The organism is Luteimonas sp. A649 (assembly GCF_054072735.1).
In genome coordinates this window covers 1,560,127-1,579,976 of record NZ_JBSVRQ010000001.1, presented here as the reverse complement: position 1 = coordinate 1,579,976, position 19,850 = coordinate 1,560,127, and the positions used below count along the sequence as shown (strand labels likewise).

Sequence of the window (19,850 nt, the reverse complement as noted above, 5' to 3'; positions counted from 1 at the left end):
GTTCACCGGTCGTTAGTCACGCCGGCGGGGTCGGTTTTGCTACGCTTCCGCCCCCGATTCCCGAATGCCTGGCCGGTGTCCCCGATGTCCCTGATGCGCGCCGCGCTGGTGCTGTTGCTGATCGTCCTCAATACCCTGGTGCACGCGGTGCCGCTGCTGCTGGTGGCCGTGGGCAAGGCGCTGCTGCCGATCGAGGGCGTGCGGCGGGCCATCAACCGCCTGCTGGCGGTGCTCGCGGAAAGCTGGATCGGCGCCAACGGCGCGATGGTCGACAGCCTTACCGGCACCCGCTTCCAGGTGAGCGGGGACGCGGCGCTGCAGGCCGATGGCCACTACCTTGTGCTGGCCAACCACCAGAGCTGGGTCGACATCGTGGTGCTGCAGAAGGTGTTCAACCGGCGCATCCCGCTGCTGCGCTTCTTCCTCAAGCGCCAGCTGTTCTGGGTGCCGGTGCTGGGACTGGCGTGGTGGGCGCTGGATTTCCCCTTCATGGGCCGCTACACCCGCAAGGAGATCGCGAGGAACCCCGAGCTTGGCAAGCGCGACATGGAAGCCACGCGCCGTGCCTGCGAAAAATTCCGGGCGCTGCCGGTCGCAGTGATGAACTTCGTCGAGGGCACGCGCTTCACGCCCGACAAGCACGCGCGGCAGGCCTCACCCTACCGGCACCTGCTCAAGCCCAAGTCGGGCGGCGTGGCCTTCGTGATCGATGCGATGGGCGACGCCCTGCATGCCGTCCTGGACGTCACCATCGCCTATCCCGCCGGCCGGCCCACGATGATGGACCTCATGGGCGGGCGCATCCCGGAGGTGCGCGTGCACGTGCGGCAGCGCCCGATCCCGACCGAAGTGATGGCAGGCCGCTACCAGGACGACCGCGTCGTGCGCGCCCGCTTCCAGCAGTGGATGAACGGGGTGTGGCAGGAAAAGGATGCGGACATGGAGCAGATGCTGGGGCCTGTCCGGCATCTGTAAGCGCTTGCGCGGGCGCTGATACCGCCTCGCTCAGGCAGGCGTGTCCTGCGCCGGGGCGTCGTCGCCCTTGGCCGCTTCGCGTTCGGCGCGCTTCTTGGCGTCCTTCGCGTCCTGCTTCTTCTTCTTTGCCAGCTCGCGCTGGCGCTTTTCAAACGAGTAGTTTGGCTTGGCCATGGGTCATCCGTCGTGATCAGAACGTCCATTGTACGAAAACGGGCGATCCGGGGCCTCCGCGCCCACTCGGCAGGCCTGCATCTAGAACATCTGCAGCGGAATCCCGCGGGCGTTGCGGTCCGAATAGTCTTCGCGCAGTGCCCGGCAATAGGCGCCGCCCATCACAAACCGCCTGCAGACGTCGGGACGTGATTCATAGATCGAGCAGCCGCCGCCGGCGGGATCGACCGCCACGCACCAGCCGAATTCGTCCCGGGCCATGACATGCAGGCCGGCGTCGGTCCAGGTGGTGAGGTGGTCGGCGATACGGTCTTCGGCTTGCAGGACCACGGTCATGCGGCAGCAGACAGCGTCGCAGGACGCGCAGTGATGGACGTCGGCGCTCATGCGCCGTCGTGCGTCAGGTTCATGGGGCTTTCCGATGCGGGGGGTGGGCGCACCTTAGACCAAGCGGTGCCCTCCGGGTGGAAATGTGGCCGCAGGGGCCTACATCCCGCGTTCAGCCGGGACTTTTGTCCCGTGCCAAGTGGCGCGGGGCTGGCTAAGTTGGGCGGGTTTATCTCCTGGATGCCGACCGCATGTCCCGAAACGCCCTTGCCCTCGCGCTCGCCTGCGCGCTTGCCTCGTTCCCCGTCCTCGCCCAGGACCCGCCTGCGCCGCCGCCGCAGGACAAGGCGGAGCAGCAGGAAAACCGCGATGACAACGTCGAACTGGAACAGGACGCGCTGGACGCCGCCGGCGTGGACGAGGCACGGGCGCCCCTCGAGAGCGCGCGCGGCCTGCGCGAGGACGCGGATGGCACCGACGAGGCCGCCAAGTGGAACGTGGAATCCACCCAGGGCCAGGCGAAGACGGTGCGCTTCGAGACCGGCGAAGGCACCTGGATGGACGTCGACGTCTCGCCCGACGGCCGCCAGCTGGTGTTCTCGCTGCTCGGCGACATCTACCGCACGCCGATCGCCGGTGGCGCCGCCACCCGCATCACCACCGGTCGCGCCTGGGACATCCAGCCGCGCTGGTCGCCCGATGGCCGCCGCATCGCCTTCACCTCCGACCGCAGCGGTGGCAACAACATCTGGACGGTAGCTGCCGACGGCAGCGATGCGCGCCAGGTCACCGAGGAGACCTTCCGCCTGATCAACAACCCGGCCTGGACGCCGGACGGCGAATACATCGTGGCCCGCAAGCACTTCACCTCCACGCGCTCGCTTGGCGCGGGCGAGCTGTGGCTGTATCACGCCGGCGGCACCAGCGCCGGCATCCAGCTGGTGGAAAAGGCCAACGAGCAGCAGGACCTCGGCGAGCCCTCCGTGTCGCCGGACGGACGCCATGTCTACTTCTCCCAGGACGTCAGCCCCGGGCCGAGCTTCGAGTACAACCGTGACCCGCACGGCGTGATCTACGCGATCAAGCGCTTCGACCGGCAGACCGGCAAGACCGAGACCGTGGTCGCGACGCCGGGCGGCGCGGTGCGTCCGCAGGTGTCGCCCGATGGCAAGTCGCTGGCCTTCGTCAAGCGCGTGCGCGATGCGAGCGTGCTGCACCACCTGGACCTGGCGAGTGGCGAGGTGCGCCCGGTCTGGGACGGCCTCAGCCACGACCAGCAGGAAGCCTGGGCGATCTTCGGGCCCTACAGCGGGTTCGACTGGACGCCGGATTCGCGCGCGGTGGTGGTCTGGGCGCAGGGCGGGCTGTGGCGCGTGGACATGGGCAGTGGCGCGGCGACGAATATCCCGTTCACGGCGCAGGTGGAGCAGGTGGTCTCGGAGCCGCTGCGGTTCGCGCAGTCGCTGCCCGAGGGCCGCTTCAACCCGCGCATGATCCGTGACGTGGCTACCTCCGCCGATGGCGGCACCCTGGTGTTCCATGCGCTGGGCCAGCTCTGGCGCAAGCCGCTGCCCGGCGGCACCCCGGCGCGCCTCACCGGCAATCGCGACGTTTACGAATACCAGCCGAGCTTCAGCGCCGACGGCCGCCAGCTGCTCTACACCACGTGGTCCGATGCTGCGCTCGGCGCGATCCACGTGCGCGGCGCCAGCGGCAGCGGCGCCGGGCGCAAGCTCACGCAGGAGCCTGGCTTCTACTACCACCCGCGCTTTTCGCCCGATGCCCGCCACGTGGTCTACAGCCGCAGCAGCGGCGGCGGCCTGACGGGAAGCCTGTGGTCGGGCGACCGTGGCATCTACGTCGTGCCCACGGCCGGCGGCAAGCCGGTGCGCGTGGCCGAGACCGGCCAGTCGCCGCAGTTCAACCACGACGGCACGCGCGTGCTCTACCTCACCGGCGGCGGCATGGAGAAGAAGCTGATGTCGGTGGGCCTGCACGGCGAAGAGCCGCGCGCGGTGTTCGACCTGAAGTACGTGGACTCCGTGCAGATCAGCCCCGACGGCAAATGGGTGGCCTTCACCGAGCTCTTCAACGCCTACGTGGCACCGATGCCGGAAACCGGCCGCAGCATCACGCTCGACCGCAAGACCAAGGCGCTGCCGGTGCGCCCGGTCAGCGCCGACGTCGGCAGCTACCTGCACTGGGCGGCGGACTCGGGCTCGCTGCACTGGATGGTCGGCGACCGCTACCACTCGCGCCGGCTCGACCAGACCTTCCCGTTCCTACCCGGCGCGCCGCAGGAGATCGCTGCGCCGGCACCAGGCGGCGGTACCGCCGTGGGACTCGAGGCGCCGGTGTACGCGCCGCGCGACGTGGTGGCCTTCACCAATGCCCGCATCGTCACCATGCGCAATGCCGAAGACGGGGAAGAGGTGATCGAGAACGGCACCATCGTGCTCGACGGCAACACCATCGCGGCGGTGGGCGCGGCGGACTCCGTGCAGGTGCCTGCCGGAGCGAACGTGATCGATGTCTCCGGCAAGACCATCGTGCCCGGCATCATCGATGTCCACGCGCACGCCTCGAACTTCGGCCAGGGCGTGGTGCCGCAGCAGAACTGGGCCTACTACGCCAACCTCGCGTTCGGCATCACCACCCTGCACGATCCTTCGGCGACGACCGAGTTCGTGTTCTCGCAGGCCGAGCTGCTGCAGGCCGGGCGCATGGTCGGTCCGCGCATGATGTCGACCGGCACGATCCTGTACGGCGCCGACGGCGGCTTCAAGGCCGAGATCGATTCCCTCGACGACGCGCGCAGCCACCTGCGCCGGATGCAGGCCAACGGCGCGTTCTCGGTGAAGAGCTACAACCAGCCGCGCCGCGACCAGCGCCAGCAGGTCAACCAGGCCGCGCGCGAACTGGGCATGCTGGTGGTCGAGGAGGGCGGCTCCACCTTCCACCACAACATGACCATGATCCTGGACGGCGCCACCGGCATCGAGCACAACCTGCCGATCGCGCCGCTCTACGACGACGTCGTGAATCTGTGGAAGGAAACCGACGTGCGCAACACGCCGACGCTCGTGGTCAGCTATGGCGGCCTGTCCGGCGAGTACTGGTTCTACGCCCGCGACAATGTGTGGGAAGACGCCAAGCTCAACCGCTTCTTCCCGCGCGAGACCCTGGACGCGCGCAGCATCCGCCGCGAGATCGCGCCGGACTGGGACTACCACCACATCGAGGTGGCGAAGGCGCTCAAGGGCCTGCGCGATGCCGGGGTCAAGGTGCAGGTGGGCGGCCACGGCCAACTGCAGGGCATGGCCACGCACTGGGAGATCTGGATGCTCACCCAGGGCGGCTTCAGCAACTTCGAGGCGCTGCGCGCGGCCACCATCGACGGCGCCGACTACATCGGCTTCGGCGCGCAGCTGGGTTCGCTCGAGGTCGGCAAGCGCGCGGACCTGGTGGTGCTCGACGGCAACCCGCTGGACAACATCCGCCACACCGCCGACACGCGCTACGTGATGGTCGATGGCCGCCTGTTCGACGTCGCCGCAGACATGGCGGAAATCGGCAACCAGGCCGTGCCCGCACCGGAGTTCTACTGGCAGCACCATCGGCAGGGACAGGCGTTCGGCGAGAGCTTCGGCCCGACCTCGGTCTGCCACGGAGTGCATTGATCGCCACCCGCGAACGCCGGCGGCCCACCAAGGGCCGCTGCTATGCTGATTGTCCGATCGTCTTTCCGGAAGTGGGGTGCAAGGGTTGTCCAGGGAATGTGTGTTTGACGGGTCTGATCCGTTCGCCATGCCCTTGGACGTGCCGTTCGTGCCCACCGGCGAGCGGGTGGTGCAGGCGATGCTCAAGCTGGCCGCTGTGGATGCCGGCGACGTGGTCTACGACCTGGGCTCGGGTGACGGCCGGATCGTGGTCGCCGCCGCCCGCGACCACGGCGCGCAGGCGGTGGGCGTGGAAATCGATCGCGTGCGGGTGGAGCGGGCCGAGGCATACGCGGCCCGGGCCGGGGTTGAAGACAGGGTCAGCTTCATCGAATACGACCTGTTCCACGCCGATTTCAGCCCGGCGACGGTGGTCACGATGTACCTGCTGCACAGCGTCAACCTGGACCTGCGCCCACGCCTGCTGGAGGAACTGCGGCCGGGGACGCGGGTGGTGTCGCACGACTTCGACATGGGCGACTGGAAGCCGGACCGCAAGATGTCCGCCGGCGGGGTTGCCATTTTCCTGTGGATGATCCCGGCCGGCGTGGCGGGCACCTGGGGCTGGCAGACATCGAACGGCCGGCGCTTCCGCGTACGCCTGCAGCAGACCTGGCAGCGGGTGGAGGGCGAGGCCTGGATCGACGACCAGCCGGCCAGGTTCAAGCGGGCGGTCCTGTGGGGTGACTGGCTTGAGCTGGTGCTGCGGCCCGCCGGCGCAGCCGTGCCCAAGTCCGTGTTCATGCGTTGCGGACGCGATCATTGGGTGGGCTTCAACGGCAACCACAAGGGCGCAGTGGCATCGCGCCTGTGCGCATGAGTGACCCTGCGCGCCAGCTCAGCGCAGGGTCAGGGCGAAGGCCAGCGCGTTGTTGAGCATGTGCAGGACCACGGCCGGCCCAAGCGAGCGCGTGCTCCGCACCAGCCAGCCTGCGAGCAGCCCGAGCGCGAGGTAGAACAGGAAGCGCGGCGGGTCATCGTGGATCACGGCGAACAGGACGGCCTGCAGCAGGTTGGCCCAGCCGAATGAGATGTGCCGCGCGATTCCGCCCAGGAGCATGCCGCGGAAGGCGATCTCTTCCCACAGCGGCCCGACCAGCACGACGGCGGCGAAGGCCAGCAGGATCTCCAGCGTGGTGCGTCCGCTGTTGACCAGTTCGGCCACCATCCGCACCTGCGCGGTGTCGGTGTCCGTGCCTTGGCCTTGATGCCAGGCTGCAAGCAGTCCGCCAAGCACAAGCAGCACACCCCAGGCCAGCAGGATCCGCCACCACGCCCGGTGCAGCCGCGCCCAGCCGAAGCCGCCGGCGGTGCTGAAGCGCGCCAGCGGCAGGGCCAGCGCCGCCATGCATGCCAGGCCGCCCCACAGTCCGACCAGCATCAAGGTGCGGCCGCCCGGTTGCGGGTCCTCGGACAGCATCACCGACACGTCGTGAGGGGCCACGATTCCGAGCACCAGCATCGGCAGGACCAGCACGGCCGCCAGCGCCATCCAGGCGTGTCGCAGTCCGAAGGTCTGGTAGAGCGGCGTGCGTGCGCGCCCCGCGAGCCGCCGCAGCGCCCCGCGGTAGTGGACCGGGATCAGCAGCAGGCCCGGGACGAGAGCGAGGCCGAGGAGGATCACCAGCAAGATGGCGAGCGACGGCCACAGGGCCGGCTGCAGCAGGCTGCCAGGAGATGCCGCGACCAGCCTGGCGAAGCGTTCGGCGTGCGCGACGAAGCCCTCGGCGCGGACCAGGTCGACCGCCGCGGCCGCCGTGCTCCAGTCGCCCGCCGCATGGGCCACGTCGAAGCGTGCGAGGGCCAGTTCATCGTCGTTCCCGTCGGTTGATGCGGCCAGCCGCTCCTGGGCGGTGTCGATCTCGCCGGCGCGAAGCAGGGCGCGCGCGGCGATGGCGGCGTCGACCGCGAAACCGTCCTGCTCCTGGCGGCGCAGTTCGCGAGCGGCGGCGCCCGGCGGCTGCAGCTGCATCGCCGCCTCCACGCGCCGCACCGCCGCATGGCTGCCGCTGGCCGGGCCGGCGTTCTCGAGCAGGGCCAGCGCGCCGGCGTGATCGCCGGTACCGACAAGGTGGGTGACCGCGCGCGGCACCAGCGGGGACTCGCCCAGCTGCGCGGCCATGGTCGCCATCACCCCCTCGCGTTCGTCGTGCAGCTCCCAGTAGAGGGCGGTCGCGAGTCGCCTGCGCAGCTCGGGCGGCCAGTCGACGGACTCGGCGACCAGTGCGTCGGCCTGTCCGTCGGCATCGTGCAGGCGACCCATCTCCAGCATGTAGACGCGCACGATCGGGTGGTCCGGCGCGGCTGCCGCGATCGCGTCGATGCATTCGTCCAGCGCGTCGGGCGCACTGTCCACGTAGCGGCCGGTTTCCGCGTCGCTGAACGCGGCGATGAATTCGCAGCGCGCCACCGCGCGGGCGGCGTGGTCCGGGAGGGACGTGGGTCCGGCGTCGAAAAGACGCAGCTGCTGCTCGTACGCGGCCAGCATGTGCGCGTCGACCTCGCTGACCGACGCTTGCACCGGGTCGTCATCGGACCGGGCGTGCCAAGGCCAGCATGCAGCCGCGCAGAGCAGCGCCAGCAGCGCGATGCGAAACAGTCCCATCCCCATGGTGTTCCCCGCGTTCCCCTGTCGCGATGATAGCGCGGAGGCGGTTTGCCCCAAGGCCTGCGTTTCGCCGGACCTGCAGGCCGCGGCTTGGCCCGACTCCGGTCTGCCACGGGGTGCACTGGGGCACTGGGGTTTGCGGCTAGACTCGCGCCTGTCCCCCTTGGCGGGGGACGGGCGGGGGAGGGGAGATGAAACAGCTGTTGCGCAATATCGCCGCGGTGCCCGCGGGCATCGTTATCGGGAGCCTGGTCAACATGGCGATCGTGACCGGTGGCCCGATGCTGGTGCCACCGCCTGCCGGCGTGGACATGACGACCGCGGAAGGCCTCGCTGCGGGCATCCACCTGTTCCGGCCGGAGCACTTCGTGGTGCCGTTCCTGGCGCATGCGCTGGGCACGTTTGCCGGTGCCCTGGTGGCCTACCTGGTCGCGGCCAGTCGCAAGGCGGCCTTCGCATGGGTGATCGGCGTCGTGTTCCTGGCGGGCGGCGTGGCGGCGGCGTTCATGATCCCGGCGCCGGCGTGGTTCATCGCGCTGGATCTCGTGTTCGCGTACCTGCCGATGGCATGGCTGGGCATCGTGGCCGGGCGTCGCATGCTGCGTCGCGTCTAGCGGATCGTTGCCGGTCTTGGACAGCGCACGTACCCGATCGGAGCGCGACCCCTATCCCGACGCATTGCGCGCGTGCGCGCTGCTGGTCGTGGTGTTGGGACACTGGGTCGCCACCCTCCCGCGCCTGGTCGATGGCCAGCTGGTCGACACCGACCACCTGCTGGGCATCTGGGAGGCGGCGGGATTCCTGACCTGGGTGCTGCAGGTGGTGCCGCTGTTCGTGTTCGTGTCGGCCGCGGTCAGCGCCGATGGCGTGGCGCGACGGATGGAAGGCGGCGGACAGAAGCACTGGTGGGCGGCGCGCGCGCTCGGGCTGGCGCGGCCGACGGTGACCTACCTCGCGGTGCTGGTGGCGCTGGCGGCGTTCTCGCTCCTGACCGGCGGGCGCCTGCTCGGCGTGTTCAACCAGTCGCTCACCATCCACCTGTGGTTCCTGCTGATGCTGCTGACGGTGCAGGCGCTGCTGCCGTGGTGCCTGCGGCTGGACGTCCGTTTCGGACTGCGTGCGGTGGTGGGACTGGTGGCGCTGGCGGCCGTGTTCGACGTGGTGCGCGCAGGCGCGACATCGCTTGATGCGCTGCGCTGGCTTGGCCGCGGCGTGTCGGAACATCCGGCCGGAATCGCATGGCTGAACATGCTGGTGGTCTGGCTGATCCCGCAGCAGCTGGGCATCGCGTGGAAGCGCGGGCGTTTCCGCGGCGTCGGCACCGGCATGGCGCTGCTGGTGCTGGGCGCGCTGTGGCTGGCGCTGGCAATGGCCAGCGGCTATCCGGTGGCGATGGTCGGCGTGGCCCTGGCCGGCAACAACATGCTGCCGCCCACGCTGGCGCTGATCGGCGTGATGTGGCTGCAGGTGGGCGCGGTGTTGTCCTTCGAGCCGCTGGCTCGTCGGCTGCTGGCGGGCCGCGCGCTGGGTCGCGTGATTGCCGTGCTCGGTGCGCTCGGGATGCCGCTGTACCTCTGGCACAAGCTGGCTGAACTCCCCGCTGCGTGGCTGGGCGAGAAACTCGGCCTGCCGATCGATGCGGGCGTGCCCGGGGAGCCGGGTTTCTGGCTGGGGCGGGCAGGGTGGATCGCGCTGTGCCTGCTGATGGTGGCGCCGGTGATCGCGCTGGTGCTGCGCTTCGAGCTGCGGCGTACGCGGGACGTGCCCGCTGTGCACGACATGTTGCCCATCCTGGCCGGTGGCGCAGCCCTGTACGCCGGGCTCGCCGCGGCGCTGGTGTGGGGCGTGTGGCCGGGCGCATTGGCCGGGCTGGCAGCGGTGTCCTTCGCGTCCTGGCGGCTTCGGGCACGCGGCGGCGTCAAGCCAGGTGGCGGCTGAACCAGTCGATCGTGCGCTCCCAGGCCAGCTTCGCCGCGGCCTCGTCGTAGCGCGGCGTCGAGTCGTTGTGGAAGCCGTGGTTGGTGCCGGGATAGAAGTGCGCCTCGTAGTCGCTGCCGGCCGCTTTCAGCGCGGCTTCGTACGCCGGCCAGGTGGCGTTGACGCGTTCGTCGTTCTCGGCGAAATGGATCAGCAGCGGCGCCTTGATGCGTGGCACGTCGGCCGGTTCGGCCTGGCGCCCGTAGAAGGGCACGGCCGCGGCGAGCTCGGGATACGCCACTGCTGCCGCGTTGGAGACGCCGCCCCCATAGCAGAAGCCGGTGATGCCGACCTTGTCCGTGGTGCGCGCGTCGCGCAGCAGGAACTCGATGGCGGCAAAGAAGTCGTTCATCAGTTTTTCCGGATCGACCTGCTGCTGCAGCTCGCGGCCGCGGTCGTCGTTGCCCGGGTAGCCGCCAACCGAACTCAGGCCGTCGGGCGCGAGCGCCGCGAAGCCGGCCTTGGCCACGCGGCGGGCGACGTCTTCGATATAGGGATTGAGGCCGCGGTTCTCGTGCACCACCACCACGCCCGGCACGGGGGCCTGCGCCTTCGCCGGCATCACCAGGTAGCCGCGCACCTCGCCGTGGCCGTTGGGCGAGGGATAGGTGATGTAGTCGGCGACGATGTCCGGATCGGTGAACTGGACCTGCTGGGCGAGCGCATAGTCGGGCGTCAGCGCGGCAAGGGCGACGGCCGCGGTCATCCCGCCAATGGCGAGCGTGGCGGCGCGATCCAGGAACTGCCGCCGGTTGATGCGGCCGTGGACGTAGCCGTCGTAGAGCTCGAGCAGTTCTGGCGAGAAATCCTTCGCGGTGCGACGGGTCATGGCGGGCAGCTCCCTGGTGGCGGTGGCACGGCAACCTTACGCCTCGGGCGCGCCCGCATGCGGCTTGACCGGAGTCAAGGACGCCAAGAGGGGGAGGGCTGCATGATGCATTCCGCCGGGGTCGCCGGTGACCCCACAAGGAGATCCACATGCAGTTCGAACTGTCCGGCAAGGCCGACGCCGCCATGCTTTCCACCGCGATGCGCCCGCTCGATCCCGACGCAAAGATCGCGCTGGATCTCGAGAACGGCCGCCTGGAAGTGATCTCGAGCGCCAGCAGCGAGCAGATCGTGGCCGCGCTGCGCAAGGTGGGCTACGCCGCCGAGCCGCTCGTGCAAGAGCTGCATATCAGCGGTGGCAGCACCTGCTGCGGCGGCTGCAGCTGAGCCAAGGGTCTACACTCGCGCCTCCCTTGAAGAGGCGCACGCATGGCCCCCAATGCCACGATCTACCGGCTCGAGCTCCAGGTCAGCGACATGGACCGGCATTACTACGCCGGCCATGCCCTGACGCTCGCCCAGCATCCGTCCGAAACGCCCCTGCGCCTGATGGCGCGCGTGATCGCGTTCGCGCTGAATGCGCACGAGCGCCTGGAGTTCGGTCGCGGCCTGAGCAACGAAGAGGAACCCGACCTCTGGCTGCGCGACTACACCGGCGACGTCGAGCACTGGATCGACCTCGGCCAGCCCGATGAAAGCCGCATCCGCAAGGCCTGTGGCCGCGCCCGGCAGGTCACCGTGGTCAACTACAGCGGCGGCGCCGCGGACATCTGGTGGGACAAGGCCGCCAACAGCCTCGGGCGCCTGAAGAACCTTTCGGTCGTCAACCTCGAGCCGGCATCGGTGGAGGCCGCGGCCGGCCTGCTCGAGCGCAGCATGAACATGGGCGCGATGATCCAGGACGGCGAGCTGCAGCTCATCGCCGATCGCGGCGACGTGACCCTGAAGCCGCAGATGCGGATGGGTGTCGCGGCCGCCTGAGGGCGCAGTCCGGCGCTCACGTCCGGCGGACACCCGGTCTGGAATGATCGGCGCAGGCCCTCAGGAGCACGCGCCGTGTCCGACAGCCCGGTCAGCGGAGAGGTATCCAACAGCAAGCTTGCCGCGGTGTTCGACAGCGCCGGCGCTGCGCGCGATGCCGCCGCGGCGATGATCGCCGAGATCGGGCTGCAGCCCGCGCAGGTGAAGGTGATCGCGCCCGACGAGCCCGACGCCAATATCAAGCTCGAACCCGAGGGCGGCGGCATCTGGCGCACCATCGTCATTGCCCACGTGCGGCTGGGCATCCTCGGCGCCGTGCTGGGCGCAGCCGCCTTCGGGACCATGATGTGGATGGGCGTGCCCTTCGTGGCGCGCTCGCCGGTGGCGGCGGGCCTGGCGACGATCTTCTTTGGTGCCGTCGGCGGACTGTTCCTGGGCGGACTGGTTGCCATCCGACCCGACCACGACCGTTACGTGCAGGCCACCCACGACGCGATGGACGCGCACCGCACCACGGTCGTGGTGCATGCGCTGTCGCGCGACGAGCAGTCGCGGGCGAAGGAGTTCCTCGCCGCACGCGGAGGCGAGGTGACCGGCACGCTCTAGCAGCGCGTGCCCTGGCAGCGCGTGCCCACGATGGGGCCGCATCGGGAGAACGCGTCGGCGAGGTAGTCGATCATCACCCGCACCTTGGCCGGCGGGCGCCCGTCGGGCGGATACAGCACGTGGATGCCGCCAAGGTCCACCGCTGGCCTGTCGAGTTCCAGGGCCACGAGTTCGCCCCGCGACACGGCCTCGCCGACGATGAATCCCGGCTGGTAGATGACCCCCTGGCCGCGCACGGCCGCTTCCAGCAAGGCCTCGCCGTTGTTCGCCATCAGGTTGCCGCTGACCGGGACCCGGATCTCGCCGTTGCTGCCGAAGGCCCAGTGGTCGCGCCCCTGCGAGGCAGACAGCGTGTACCCGAGGCAGTTGTGCTGGATGAGCTCGGCGACCCGCCGCGGAACGCCGCGCCGGTCCAGGTAGTCGGGTGCCGCGCAGACCAGCATCGGGCTTTCGCCCAGTCGGCGCGCCTGCAGCGGACTGTCGGCCAGGCGGCCGATGCGGATCGCCAGGTCCCAATTGCCGGCGATGATGTCGAGTTCGGCGTCGCTCAGGCCGAGTTCCACCGACACTTCCGGGTGGCGTCGGCTGAACTCCGGCATCAAGGGGGCCACGAAGCCGCGGCCGAACGACAGCGGCACGTTCATCCGCAGCAGGCCGCTTGCCTTGACGCGCTGCGAAGCCGCAGCCGCCTCGGCTTCGTCGATCTCCGGAAGGATCCGCAGGCAGGCCTCGAGATAGTTGGCTCCGGCTTCGGTCAGGGCCAGCCGGCGCGTGCTGCGGTGGAACAGCTTCACGCCCAGCCGTGCTTCCAGGGCATTGACGTGCTTGGTGGCCATGGCCGGCGACATGCCGAGATGGCGCGCGGCCGCCGACAGGCTGCCGTCGCTGGCGGCGCGCACGAAGGCGCGCATGCTGGTGATCCGGTCCACGGCGGCAATCTAACACTCGGAGTGGGAAGTATTGTTCGATTCTGGCCGGTTCTCTGCCTAAGGGGTGGAGCCCATACTGTGTGCCATGACCACGAACATTCCCTCCGCGAGCTCCATCGGCAGTACATCCGCTGTGACCGGCGGCGTGCGCATGCCCGTCTTCTTCGTCCCCCACGGTGCCGGCCCCTGCTTCTTCATGGACTGGAACCCGGCCGATACCTGGGACCGCATGGCCGCCTTCCTCAAGGGCGTCGCCGGCACCCTGCCGGCCACGCCGCGCGCGATCGTGCTGGTCTCCGGCCACTGGCTGGAGCTCGGCTTCAGCGTCACCGGAAGCGCCCGGCCTTCCCTGATCTACGACTACAGCGGCTTCCCGCCGCATACCTATGAGCTGACGTACCCGGCGCCTGGCGAGCCAGTCCTGGCCGAACGCATCGTGCAGCTGCTTGGCGAGGCGGGCGCGCAGGCGCGCGTGGATCCGCAGCGCGGCCATGACCACGGCGTGTTCATCCCGTTGAAGCTGATGTTCCCCAAGGCGGAGGTGCCGGTGGTGCAGCTTTCGCTGCGCCGCGACATGGATCCGGCCGCGCACATCGAGGCCGGTCGCGCCCTCGCCGCGCTGCGCGACGAGGGCGTGCTGATCGTCGGCAGCGGCATGAGCTTCCACAACATGCGTGGCTACGGTGACCCGCGCTACACACCGGTGTCGGCAACGTTCGACGAATGGCTGACGGCGGCGGTTGCAAGCGAAACGCCACGGCGCGAGGCCATGCTGCGCGAGTGGGCAGCCGCGCCGCACGCCCGCGACAGCCATCCCCCGGGCGGCGAGGAGCACCTGCTTCCGCTGCTGGTCGCCGCCGGCGCGGGCGCCGGCTCCGAAGGCTGCAAGGTCTATTCGGAGGAAGTCATGAAGACCACCCTTTCCGCATTCCGCTTCGGCTGATCCGCAGCCAAGCCCGCTACAGGAGACTCCCCCATGAAGATCGATCTTTCCGGCAAGCGCGCCATCGTCACCGGATCCAGCGGCGGCATCGGACTGGCCATCGCCACCGGCCTGTCGAAGGCCGGCGCGGCCGTCACCATCGTCGGCCGCATCCAGGGGCGCGTGGACGAAGCGCTGGCCAAGCTGCGCCGGGACGGCGGTCGCGACGATGCCAGCGGCGTGGTGGCCGATGTCGGCACCGCCAAAGGCTGCAGCGCCCTGGTGGGGGTGCGCCCAGACGCGGACATCCTCGTCAACAACCTCGGCATCTATGGTGCGCGCGAATTCTTCGACATCGACGATGCGCTCTGGGACGAGTACTGGCAGGTGAACGTGATGAGCGGCGTGCGCCTGGCCCGCCACTATGCGAAGGGCATGCGCGATCGCGGCTGGGGCCGGATCCAGTTCGTGTCCAGCGAGTCGGCGCTCAACATCCCCACCGAGATGGTCCACTACGGCGCCAGCAAGGCCGCGCTGCAGGGCCTGTCGCGCGGCCTGGCCAAGGTGCTGGCGGGCACCGGGGTCACCGTCAACACCATCCTGCCTGGCCCGACACGCACCGAGGGTGGCGTGCGGATGATGGCCGACCTGGCCGCGGAGCGCGGCGTGACCCCGGCGGAGATGGAAGGCCTGTTCCTGGCCGAGAACCGTCCGTCGAACCTGCTGGGTCGCTTCGCGGATCCGGACGAGGTCGCCAACCTCAGCGTGTACGCGGCGTCGCTGCAGGCGAGCGCCACGACGGGTGCCGCGCTGCGCGTTGATGGCGGCACGGTCGAGACGATTGCCTGAACCCTACGGATTCCAAGGAGCAACAGATCATGCACAAGCGCAGGCTCGGCCGCAGTGGCCCTGAAATTTCACCCCTCGTATTCGGCGGCAACGTCTTCGGCTGGACCGCCGATGAAGCCACCTCGTTCGCGCTGCTCGACCGCTTCACCGGACGCGGCTTCAATGCCATCGACACAGCCGATGTCTACTCGGCGTGGGCCCCGGGCCTGTCGGGTGGCGAATCGGAAACCGTGATCGGCAACTGGCTGGCGAAGCGCGGCCGCCGCGACGATGTGGTGCTGATGACCAAGGTCGGGAAGCTGGCATCGCGCGAGGGCCTGTCGGCGGACAACATCCAGGCGGCGGTGGAGGAGTCGCTGAAGCGCCTGCGTACCGATTATCTCGATGTCTACTTCGCCCACGCCGACGATGCGACCGTGCCGCTGGAGGAAACGCTCACCGCGTTCTCGAAGCTGGTCGAGGCCGGCAAGGTCCGCACGATCGGCGCGTCGAACTATTCGGTCGAACGCATGCGCGAGGCACTGCAGGTGTCCAGCGACGAGGGCCTGTCCCGCTACGAAGTGCTGCAGCCCGGATACAGCCTGTACGACCGCGCCGGCTACGAGTCCGGGCTGGCCGCCGTGGCGCAGGAAAACGATATCGGCGTGGTGAGTTACTTCTCGCTCGCCAGCGGCTTCCTGACCGGCAAGTACCGCAGCGTCGAGGATCTGGAAGGCACCGCGCGCGCCGGCTTCCTCAAGGGCTATTTCGATGAGCGCGGCATGAAGCTTCTCGAAGTCCTGCGCACGGTCGCAGCCGACGTCGCTGCCACGCCCGCGCAGGTCTCCCTTGCGTGGCTGATGGCGCGTCCGAACGTCACGCCCATCGCCAGTGCCACCAGCCTGGAGCAGCTTGACGACATCATGGCCGCGGCGGAGCTGCACCTGCCGGTGTCCGCAATGGAGGCCCTGGAACAGGCGTCGGCCTGATCTCCATGGAATGGCGGTAAGGTTGGCCTTGCTGCTATTCCGGCCCGCCAGCAGTCCAGCAAGCCAAGGAGATCCCATGAGTCGTGATACCAGGGAACGCTACGGAACCGTTTCGCGCCTGCTGCACTGGGGCGTGGCCCTGCTGGTGGTCTGGCAGGTGCTCAAGATCTTCGACCGCATCGACGATGGCGAGCACTGGGTCGGCCAGACCCTGGTGCCCTGGCACATCTCGATCGGCTTCCTGATCCTGCTGCTGATGCTGTTGCGCATCGTGTGGGCGCTGCGCAACCAGGGCAACCGCCCGCCGGCGCCGCCGCCGAAGATGCTCGGCCTTGTCGCCAAGGCGGGCCACTTCGCGCTGTACGCGGCTCTCGTGCTGATGCCGGTGACCGGCATCAGCATCATGATCGGCAATGGCTACGGATTGACCGTCTTCGGCATGGAGCTGGTGGCGCAGGGCGCCGAGATCCCCTGGCTGGCCACCTTCGGCGGCGTCCTGCATTCGCCAGTCGCGTGGCTGCTGCTGGCCATGGTGATCGGCCATGCGGTGATGGCGCTGGTCCACCGCTTCGTCAAGAAGGATGGCGTGCTGCAGCGGATGCTTTGACCCGCGCGTACCGGCCGGCCAAGGCCCGTGACCTGGATCAGGGCCGTGGCCGGTGCCGGCCGGGAAAATCGGGATCGTCCCCTCCAAGGAGCCGAACCATGCCGGTCCGATACACGCAGGTGTCCAACAGCATCCTCGACGCCGTGCACGACACGCCCATGCTCGAACTCGAGGACGGCATCTTCGCCAAGTGCGAATTCCTCAACCCCTCCGGGTCGATCAAGGCGCGCATCGCCTCGTACATCATCGATCGCGCGGAGAAGGAAGGGCTGATCAAGCCCGGCGACACCATCGTCGAGGCCACCAGCGGCAACACCGGCAACGCGTTCTCGATGGTCGCGGCGGTCAAGGGTTACCGCATGATCGTGGTCATGCCCGAAGGCCTGTCCAGCGAGCGGGTGGCGATTTCCCGCGCGTTTGGCGCCGAGGTGCTGCTGTGCGGCAACTTCCACGTCAACGAAGCGCTGGAGCGCGCACGCGAACTCGGCCAGCGCCCGGGCTTCTTCTTCCCCGGCCAGTTCGAGTCGGAGTGGAACGTGCAGGAAAACCGCGAGATCCTGGGTCCGGAGATCCTGGCCCAGCTGCCCGCAGGTCGCGTGCCGGATGCCTTCGTGCACGGCGTCGGCACCGGTGGCACCCTGATCGGCGTCGGCCAGGCGTTCCGCAGGGTGAACCCCGACGTACGCCTGTTCGCGATGGAGCCGTCGGAGTCGCGCACGCTGCTGTGCGGCGAAGTGGACCTGCATGGCATCGAAGGCATTTCCGACGGCTTCGTCCCCGGCATCTTCGCCCGCCACCGCGACCAGGTCAGCGACTTCCTGAGCGTGTCGAGCACCGACGCGGTCGCCGAGATGCGCAAGCTGGCCCGCACGCGCGGCCTGCTGTGCGGGCCCAGCTCCGGGGCGCACCTCATCGCCGCCCGTCGTATCCGCGAGCTCTTCCCGGAGTTGAAGACCGTGGTCACCGTGCTTGCCGACAAGGGCGAGAAGTACCTCAACGACTTCTACATGTCGGCTGCCGAGCCGGCGTCACCGCCGCTGCACTGATCGGGGGCTGCGCCGCAAGGCGTCGGCTCGCCGCGCCGCTGCCGCTGCCGACCACTCGATCGCATCCACCAGCTCACAGGTCTTCGGGAGAGCCAATGAAGCATGTCGCCTGCTGTCTGTTCCTGCTGCCGGAAGACATCAACAGGAAAGCCCAGGCCCTGATCGAGGAGTTCCGTGCACGGGAGTTGGAATACGATGCGACAACCGCGCATGGAGCGACGCAGGGAGCGCGGTTCTAGGTCGATAACAGACCTCGGATGCTGGAGTCGGAAGAACGCTTCTCAAACGTGCGGGCAGGCGCCCTGCATCACGGCGACGCGCCGGAATCGAACACCGGCTCGAACCCGCCCCACATCATGCGCTTGCCGTCGAAGGGCATCTCCGGCATGCCGGCGCCTTCCATCTCGGCCTCCATGGCCTTGTTCGCGGCATCGCAGGTGTCGCGATCCGGCCAGGCGATCCAGCTGAACACCGGTACTTCGCCTTCGACGGCCTGGGCAGCGCGGTAGAAGTCGGTGCGCTTGCCATGCGGAACGTCTTCTCCCCAGGCCTCGACCATGGCCAAGGCGCCGAGCCGGGCGAACATCTGCCAGCCCTCGTCGGCCATGGCGACATAGGTTTCCTGGTTTTCCCCGGGCACGGCGAGCGCGAAGCCCTGGTAATAGCCACCGCTCGCAGGTTCGCCCTGCGAGTACACCGGTGTGAAACCGCCGTAGATCATGCGGCTGCCGTCGAACGGCATCTCCGGCAACACCGCCATCGCCGAGTCCTGTTCCATTTTCTGCCATGCGGCATCGGAGGCGGCCCGGTCGGGCCAGGCGATCCACGAGAACACGACGGTCTCGTCATCCCCGGCCTCGACGGCGCGATGGAGGTCGGTGAGCTTCCCGTGGGGCACGTCCACGCCCCAGGTCTCGACCATGCGTTCGGCGCCGTACTTCTGGAACACGCGCCAAGTGGCAGCGGCGTGGTCGATGTAGTCCTGCTTGCGGGCGGTGGGAACCGCGACGATCGTGCCGGTGTAGTAGGGCATGTGGCGTCTCCTGGGCGTCGGGGAAGGGCAGCCCTGCACGGGCCTGCCGATGCGCCGACAAAGTAATCCCGGAGATGTTTCGCCGGCGTTAACCGGACGAAGACTGCAGGGAGGCTAGCGCAGCGTGGCGGTCGTGGTGGCCGGCCTGCGGCATCCCGGCTGCTCGAACCAGTCCACCACCAGCGGCATCAGCGCGTCGAGTTGCATCGGCAGGCTCAGGTGGTCCTGGCCGGGGATCTCGACGTAACGCGCGTGCGGCGACGACGCGGCCAGCGCGCGGCCATGTTCGACGGGGACGTGGCGGTCGGCATCGCCGTGGACCAGCAGCGGGCAGGGCACGTGCGCAAGCGCGGCGCCAACGTCGACGTTGTCCAGGGACAGCTCCAGGGTGCTGTCGGCCTGCTCGATCGCGTCATCCAGCACGGCATCGCTCAGGCGCCATTTCAGCCACTGCCGGGTCAGCCAGGCAGAAGGCGGCGCGGGGGCGTCGGTGAGCATGTAGGGCACCATGTCGCGGATCGCGGTGCCGGCGACGGCGAAGGATTCCATGGCCACCACGCTGTCGGCCTGCAGGTGCGGGTCGGCGCCGGCGAAGATCGCGGTGGCGGCGCCGTAGGACACGCCCAGCAGGTGCAGCGGACCGACGATCTCGCCGCGCTGGCGCAAGGCGGTGACCACGTCGACCACGTCGTCCGCCTCGCGCGTGCCGTAGCCGGAAGGGCCCTCGCCCGAGCGGCCGTGGTTGCGCAGGTCGATGGTGATCGTGCGGTAGCCGGCCTCGCCCAGGCGCAGCGCCCAGGGCAGCATGGAATCGCCGTGCATCATCCACCCGTGCAGCAGCACCACGGTGCCGCGCGGCGCGGAGGCAGGCGTGGACGGGACGTCGAAATCGAGCGTGGGAAAGGTGTCGGCCACGGTCAGGCCCTGCGGCCAGGACATGCGCAGGTCGTAGTTGCCGGGATCGATAGCGCGCCAGAAGACGGCGATGCCGTCGCCGGTGGTGACGTGGCCGCTGCGGTCGTGCAGGCGGGACAGGGCGGCGTTGATCGGGCCGGACGGCAGCAGCGACGAGGTGCCGCCGGGCGCGACCAGGCGCGATGCCAGCGCCGCGGACAGTCCTGGCCAGGAGGTGAAACCCGCCGCCAGCAGGCAGGCGGCGAGGAGGGCGGCGATGCGGAGCATGTGAACCACGGCTGGAATCGGCCTTTCAGGCTACCGGCCCGCCGCGTGGCTGCTCTACCTTGCTGCGATGACACAGTCATGACAGCTGGCTGGCCATTCAGGAATCGCCCGCGTCGCAG

The 19,850-nt window shown here is 69.1% G+C and carries 20 protein-coding genes and 2 pseudogenes; 14 read left to right on the top strand and 8 right to left on the bottom strand.

From position 1 onward, the window contains the following. Positions 1 to 84 precede the first annotated feature (84 nt). Complete coding sequence (locus tag ACW5E8_RS07350; protein ID WP_456964809.1) at positions 85 to 975, top strand: acyltransferase; 891 nt, start codon at positions 85 to 87, stop codon at positions 973 to 975. A gap of 30 nt (positions 976 to 1,005) precedes the next feature. Here ACW5E8_RS07350 and ACW5E8_RS07345 read toward each other — a convergent pair whose 3' ends face one another. Beyond that, positions 1,006 to 1,149: a hypothetical protein gene (locus tag ACW5E8_RS07345; protein ID WP_456964808.1), complete on the bottom strand. Its 144-nt coding sequence runs from the start codon at positions 1,147 to 1,149 to the stop codon at positions 1,006 to 1,008. Positions 1,150 to 1,230: 81 nt separating this feature from the next. Further along, complete coding sequence (locus tag ACW5E8_RS07340) at positions 1,231 to 1,536, bottom strand: YkgJ family cysteine cluster protein (protein ID WP_456964807.1); 306 nt, start codon at positions 1,534 to 1,536, stop codon at positions 1,231 to 1,233. A 191-nt stretch (positions 1,537 to 1,727) separates the two neighbouring features. Between ACW5E8_RS07340 and ACW5E8_RS07335 the strand changes: the two genes are divergently transcribed. Both ACW5E8_RS07335 and ACW5E8_RS07330 read left to right on the top strand, forming a co-directional pair. Then, positions 1,728 to 5,156: an amidohydrolase family protein gene (locus ACW5E8_RS07335; protein ID WP_456964806.1), complete on the top strand. Its 3,429-nt coding sequence runs from the start codon at positions 1,728 to 1,730 to the stop codon at positions 5,154 to 5,156. Positions 5,157 to 5,283: 127 nt separating this feature from the next. Then, positions 5,284 to 6,015, top strand: coding sequence for an SAM-dependent methyltransferase (locus tag ACW5E8_RS07330; RefSeq protein WP_456964805.1), 732 nt, complete (start codon positions 5,284 to 5,286; stop codon positions 6,013 to 6,015). A gap of 18 nt (positions 6,016 to 6,033) precedes the next feature. Here ACW5E8_RS07330 and ACW5E8_RS07325 read toward each other — a convergent pair whose 3' ends face one another. After that, the gene (locus ACW5E8_RS07325; RefSeq protein ID WP_456964804.1) at positions 6,034 to 7,800 is read right to left on the bottom strand and encodes a CPBP family intramembrane glutamic endopeptidase; all 1,767 of its coding nucleotides are present in this window, start codon (positions 7,798 to 7,800) and stop codon (positions 6,034 to 6,036) included. A gap of 194 nt (positions 7,801 to 7,994) precedes the next feature. On the opposite strand from ACW5E8_RS07325, the gene ACW5E8_RS07320 reads away from it, so the two are divergent. Further along, a complete protein-coding gene (locus ACW5E8_RS07320; RefSeq protein WP_456964803.1) occupies positions 7,995 to 8,417 on the top strand; it encodes a hypothetical protein in 423 nt (140 codons plus the stop codon). A 16-nt stretch (positions 8,418 to 8,433) separates the two neighbouring features. Beyond that, positions 8,434 to 9,741 (top strand): acyltransferase family protein, encoded by a 1,308-nt coding sequence (locus tag ACW5E8_RS07315; RefSeq protein ID WP_456964802.1) that lies wholly within the window; start codon positions 8,434 to 8,436, stop codon positions 9,739 to 9,741. Here the strand turns inward: ACW5E8_RS07315 and yghX are convergent. Continuing rightward, positions 9,722 to 10,609 (bottom strand): YghX family hydrolase, encoded by an 888-nt coding sequence (yghX, locus tag ACW5E8_RS07310; RefSeq protein WP_456964801.1) that lies wholly within the window; start codon positions 10,607 to 10,609, stop codon positions 9,722 to 9,724. The two genes, ACW5E8_RS07315 and yghX, sit on opposite strands and share 20 nt — an antisense overlap. A gap of 149 nt (positions 10,610 to 10,758) precedes the next feature. Here yghX and ACW5E8_RS07305 point away from each other — a divergent pair, with 149 nt between their 5' ends. The 3 genes from ACW5E8_RS07305 to ACW5E8_RS07295 all read left to right on the top strand — a co-directional run bounded on the left by ACW5E8_RS07305 (position 10,759) and on the right by ACW5E8_RS07295 (position 12,195). Next, entirely contained in the window at positions 10,759 to 10,995 is a 237-nt protein-coding gene (locus tag ACW5E8_RS07305; protein WP_456964800.1) for a hypothetical protein, read from the top strand. A 42-nt stretch (positions 10,996 to 11,037) separates the two neighbouring features. Next, a complete protein-coding gene (locus tag ACW5E8_RS07300; RefSeq protein ID WP_456964799.1) occupies positions 11,038 to 11,589 on the top strand; it encodes a YaeQ family protein in 552 nt (183 codons plus the stop codon). Positions 11,590 to 11,664: 75 nt separating this feature from the next. Continuing rightward, positions 11,665 to 12,195 (top strand): hypothetical protein, encoded by a 531-nt coding sequence (locus ACW5E8_RS07295; RefSeq protein WP_456964798.1) that lies wholly within the window; start codon positions 11,665 to 11,667, stop codon positions 12,193 to 12,195. On the opposite strand, the gene ACW5E8_RS07290 is transcribed toward ACW5E8_RS07295, so the two are convergent. Continuing rightward, the gene (locus ACW5E8_RS07290) at positions 12,192 to 13,106 is read right to left on the bottom strand and encodes a LysR family transcriptional regulator (protein ID WP_456964797.1); all 915 of its coding nucleotides are present in this window, start codon (positions 13,104 to 13,106) and stop codon (positions 12,192 to 12,194) included. The two genes, ACW5E8_RS07295 and ACW5E8_RS07290, sit on opposite strands and share 4 nt — an antisense overlap. A gap of 103 nt (positions 13,107 to 13,209) precedes the next feature. On the opposite strand from ACW5E8_RS07290, the gene ACW5E8_RS07285 reads away from it, so the two are divergent. From ACW5E8_RS07285 to ACW5E8_RS07260, 6 genes are all read left to right on the top strand, one after another. Then, positions 13,210 to 14,067 (top strand): DODA-type extradiol aromatic ring-opening family dioxygenase, encoded by an 858-nt coding sequence (locus ACW5E8_RS07285; RefSeq protein WP_456964796.1) that lies wholly within the window; start codon positions 13,210 to 13,212, stop codon positions 14,065 to 14,067. Between the two features lie 33 nt (positions 14,068 to 14,100). Continuing rightward, positions 14,101 to 14,895: an SDR family NAD(P)-dependent oxidoreductase gene (locus tag ACW5E8_RS07280; RefSeq protein WP_456964795.1), complete on the top strand. Its 795-nt coding sequence runs from the start codon at positions 14,101 to 14,103 to the stop codon at positions 14,893 to 14,895. A gap of 26 nt (positions 14,896 to 14,921) precedes the next feature. Then, on the top strand, positions 14,922 to 15,863 hold the full coding sequence (locus tag ACW5E8_RS07275; RefSeq protein WP_456965264.1) for an aldo/keto reductase: 942 nt from the start codon (positions 14,922 to 14,924) through the stop codon (positions 15,861 to 15,863). Positions 15,864 to 15,939: 76 nt separating this feature from the next. After that, the gene (locus ACW5E8_RS07270) at positions 15,940 to 16,470 is read left to right on the top strand and encodes a cytochrome b (RefSeq protein ID WP_456964794.1); all 531 of its coding nucleotides are present in this window, start codon (positions 15,940 to 15,942) and stop codon (positions 16,468 to 16,470) included. Positions 16,471 to 16,568: 98 nt separating this feature from the next. Next, positions 16,569 to 17,516: a PLP-dependent cysteine synthase family protein gene (locus tag ACW5E8_RS07265; protein ID WP_456964793.1), complete on the top strand. Its 948-nt coding sequence runs from the start codon at positions 16,569 to 16,571 to the stop codon at positions 17,514 to 17,516. Between the two features lie 95 nt (positions 17,517 to 17,611). Then, complete coding sequence (locus ACW5E8_RS07260) at positions 17,612 to 17,755, top strand: hypothetical protein (RefSeq protein WP_456964792.1); 144 nt, start codon at positions 17,612 to 17,614, stop codon at positions 17,753 to 17,755. Positions 17,756 to 17,823: 68 nt separating this feature from the next. Here ACW5E8_RS07260 and ACW5E8_RS07255 read toward each other — a convergent pair. The 3 genes and pseudogenes from ACW5E8_RS07255 to ACW5E8_RS07245 form a co-directional block, all read right to left on the bottom strand. Then, positions 17,824 to 18,168 (bottom strand): annotated as a pseudogene (locus tag ACW5E8_RS07255) (DUF1428 domain-containing protein); the annotation flags it as partial. 21 nt (positions 18,169 to 18,189) lie between these two features. Beyond that, positions 18,190 to 18,549 (bottom strand): annotated as a pseudogene (locus tag ACW5E8_RS07250) (DUF1428 domain-containing protein); the annotation flags it as partial. Positions 18,550 to 18,663: 114 nt separating this feature from the next. Next, positions 18,664 to 19,731, bottom strand: coding sequence for an alpha/beta hydrolase (locus tag ACW5E8_RS07245; RefSeq protein WP_456964791.1), 1,068 nt, complete (start codon positions 19,729 to 19,731; stop codon positions 18,664 to 18,666). Between the last annotated feature and the right edge of the window lie 119 nt (positions 19,732 to 19,850).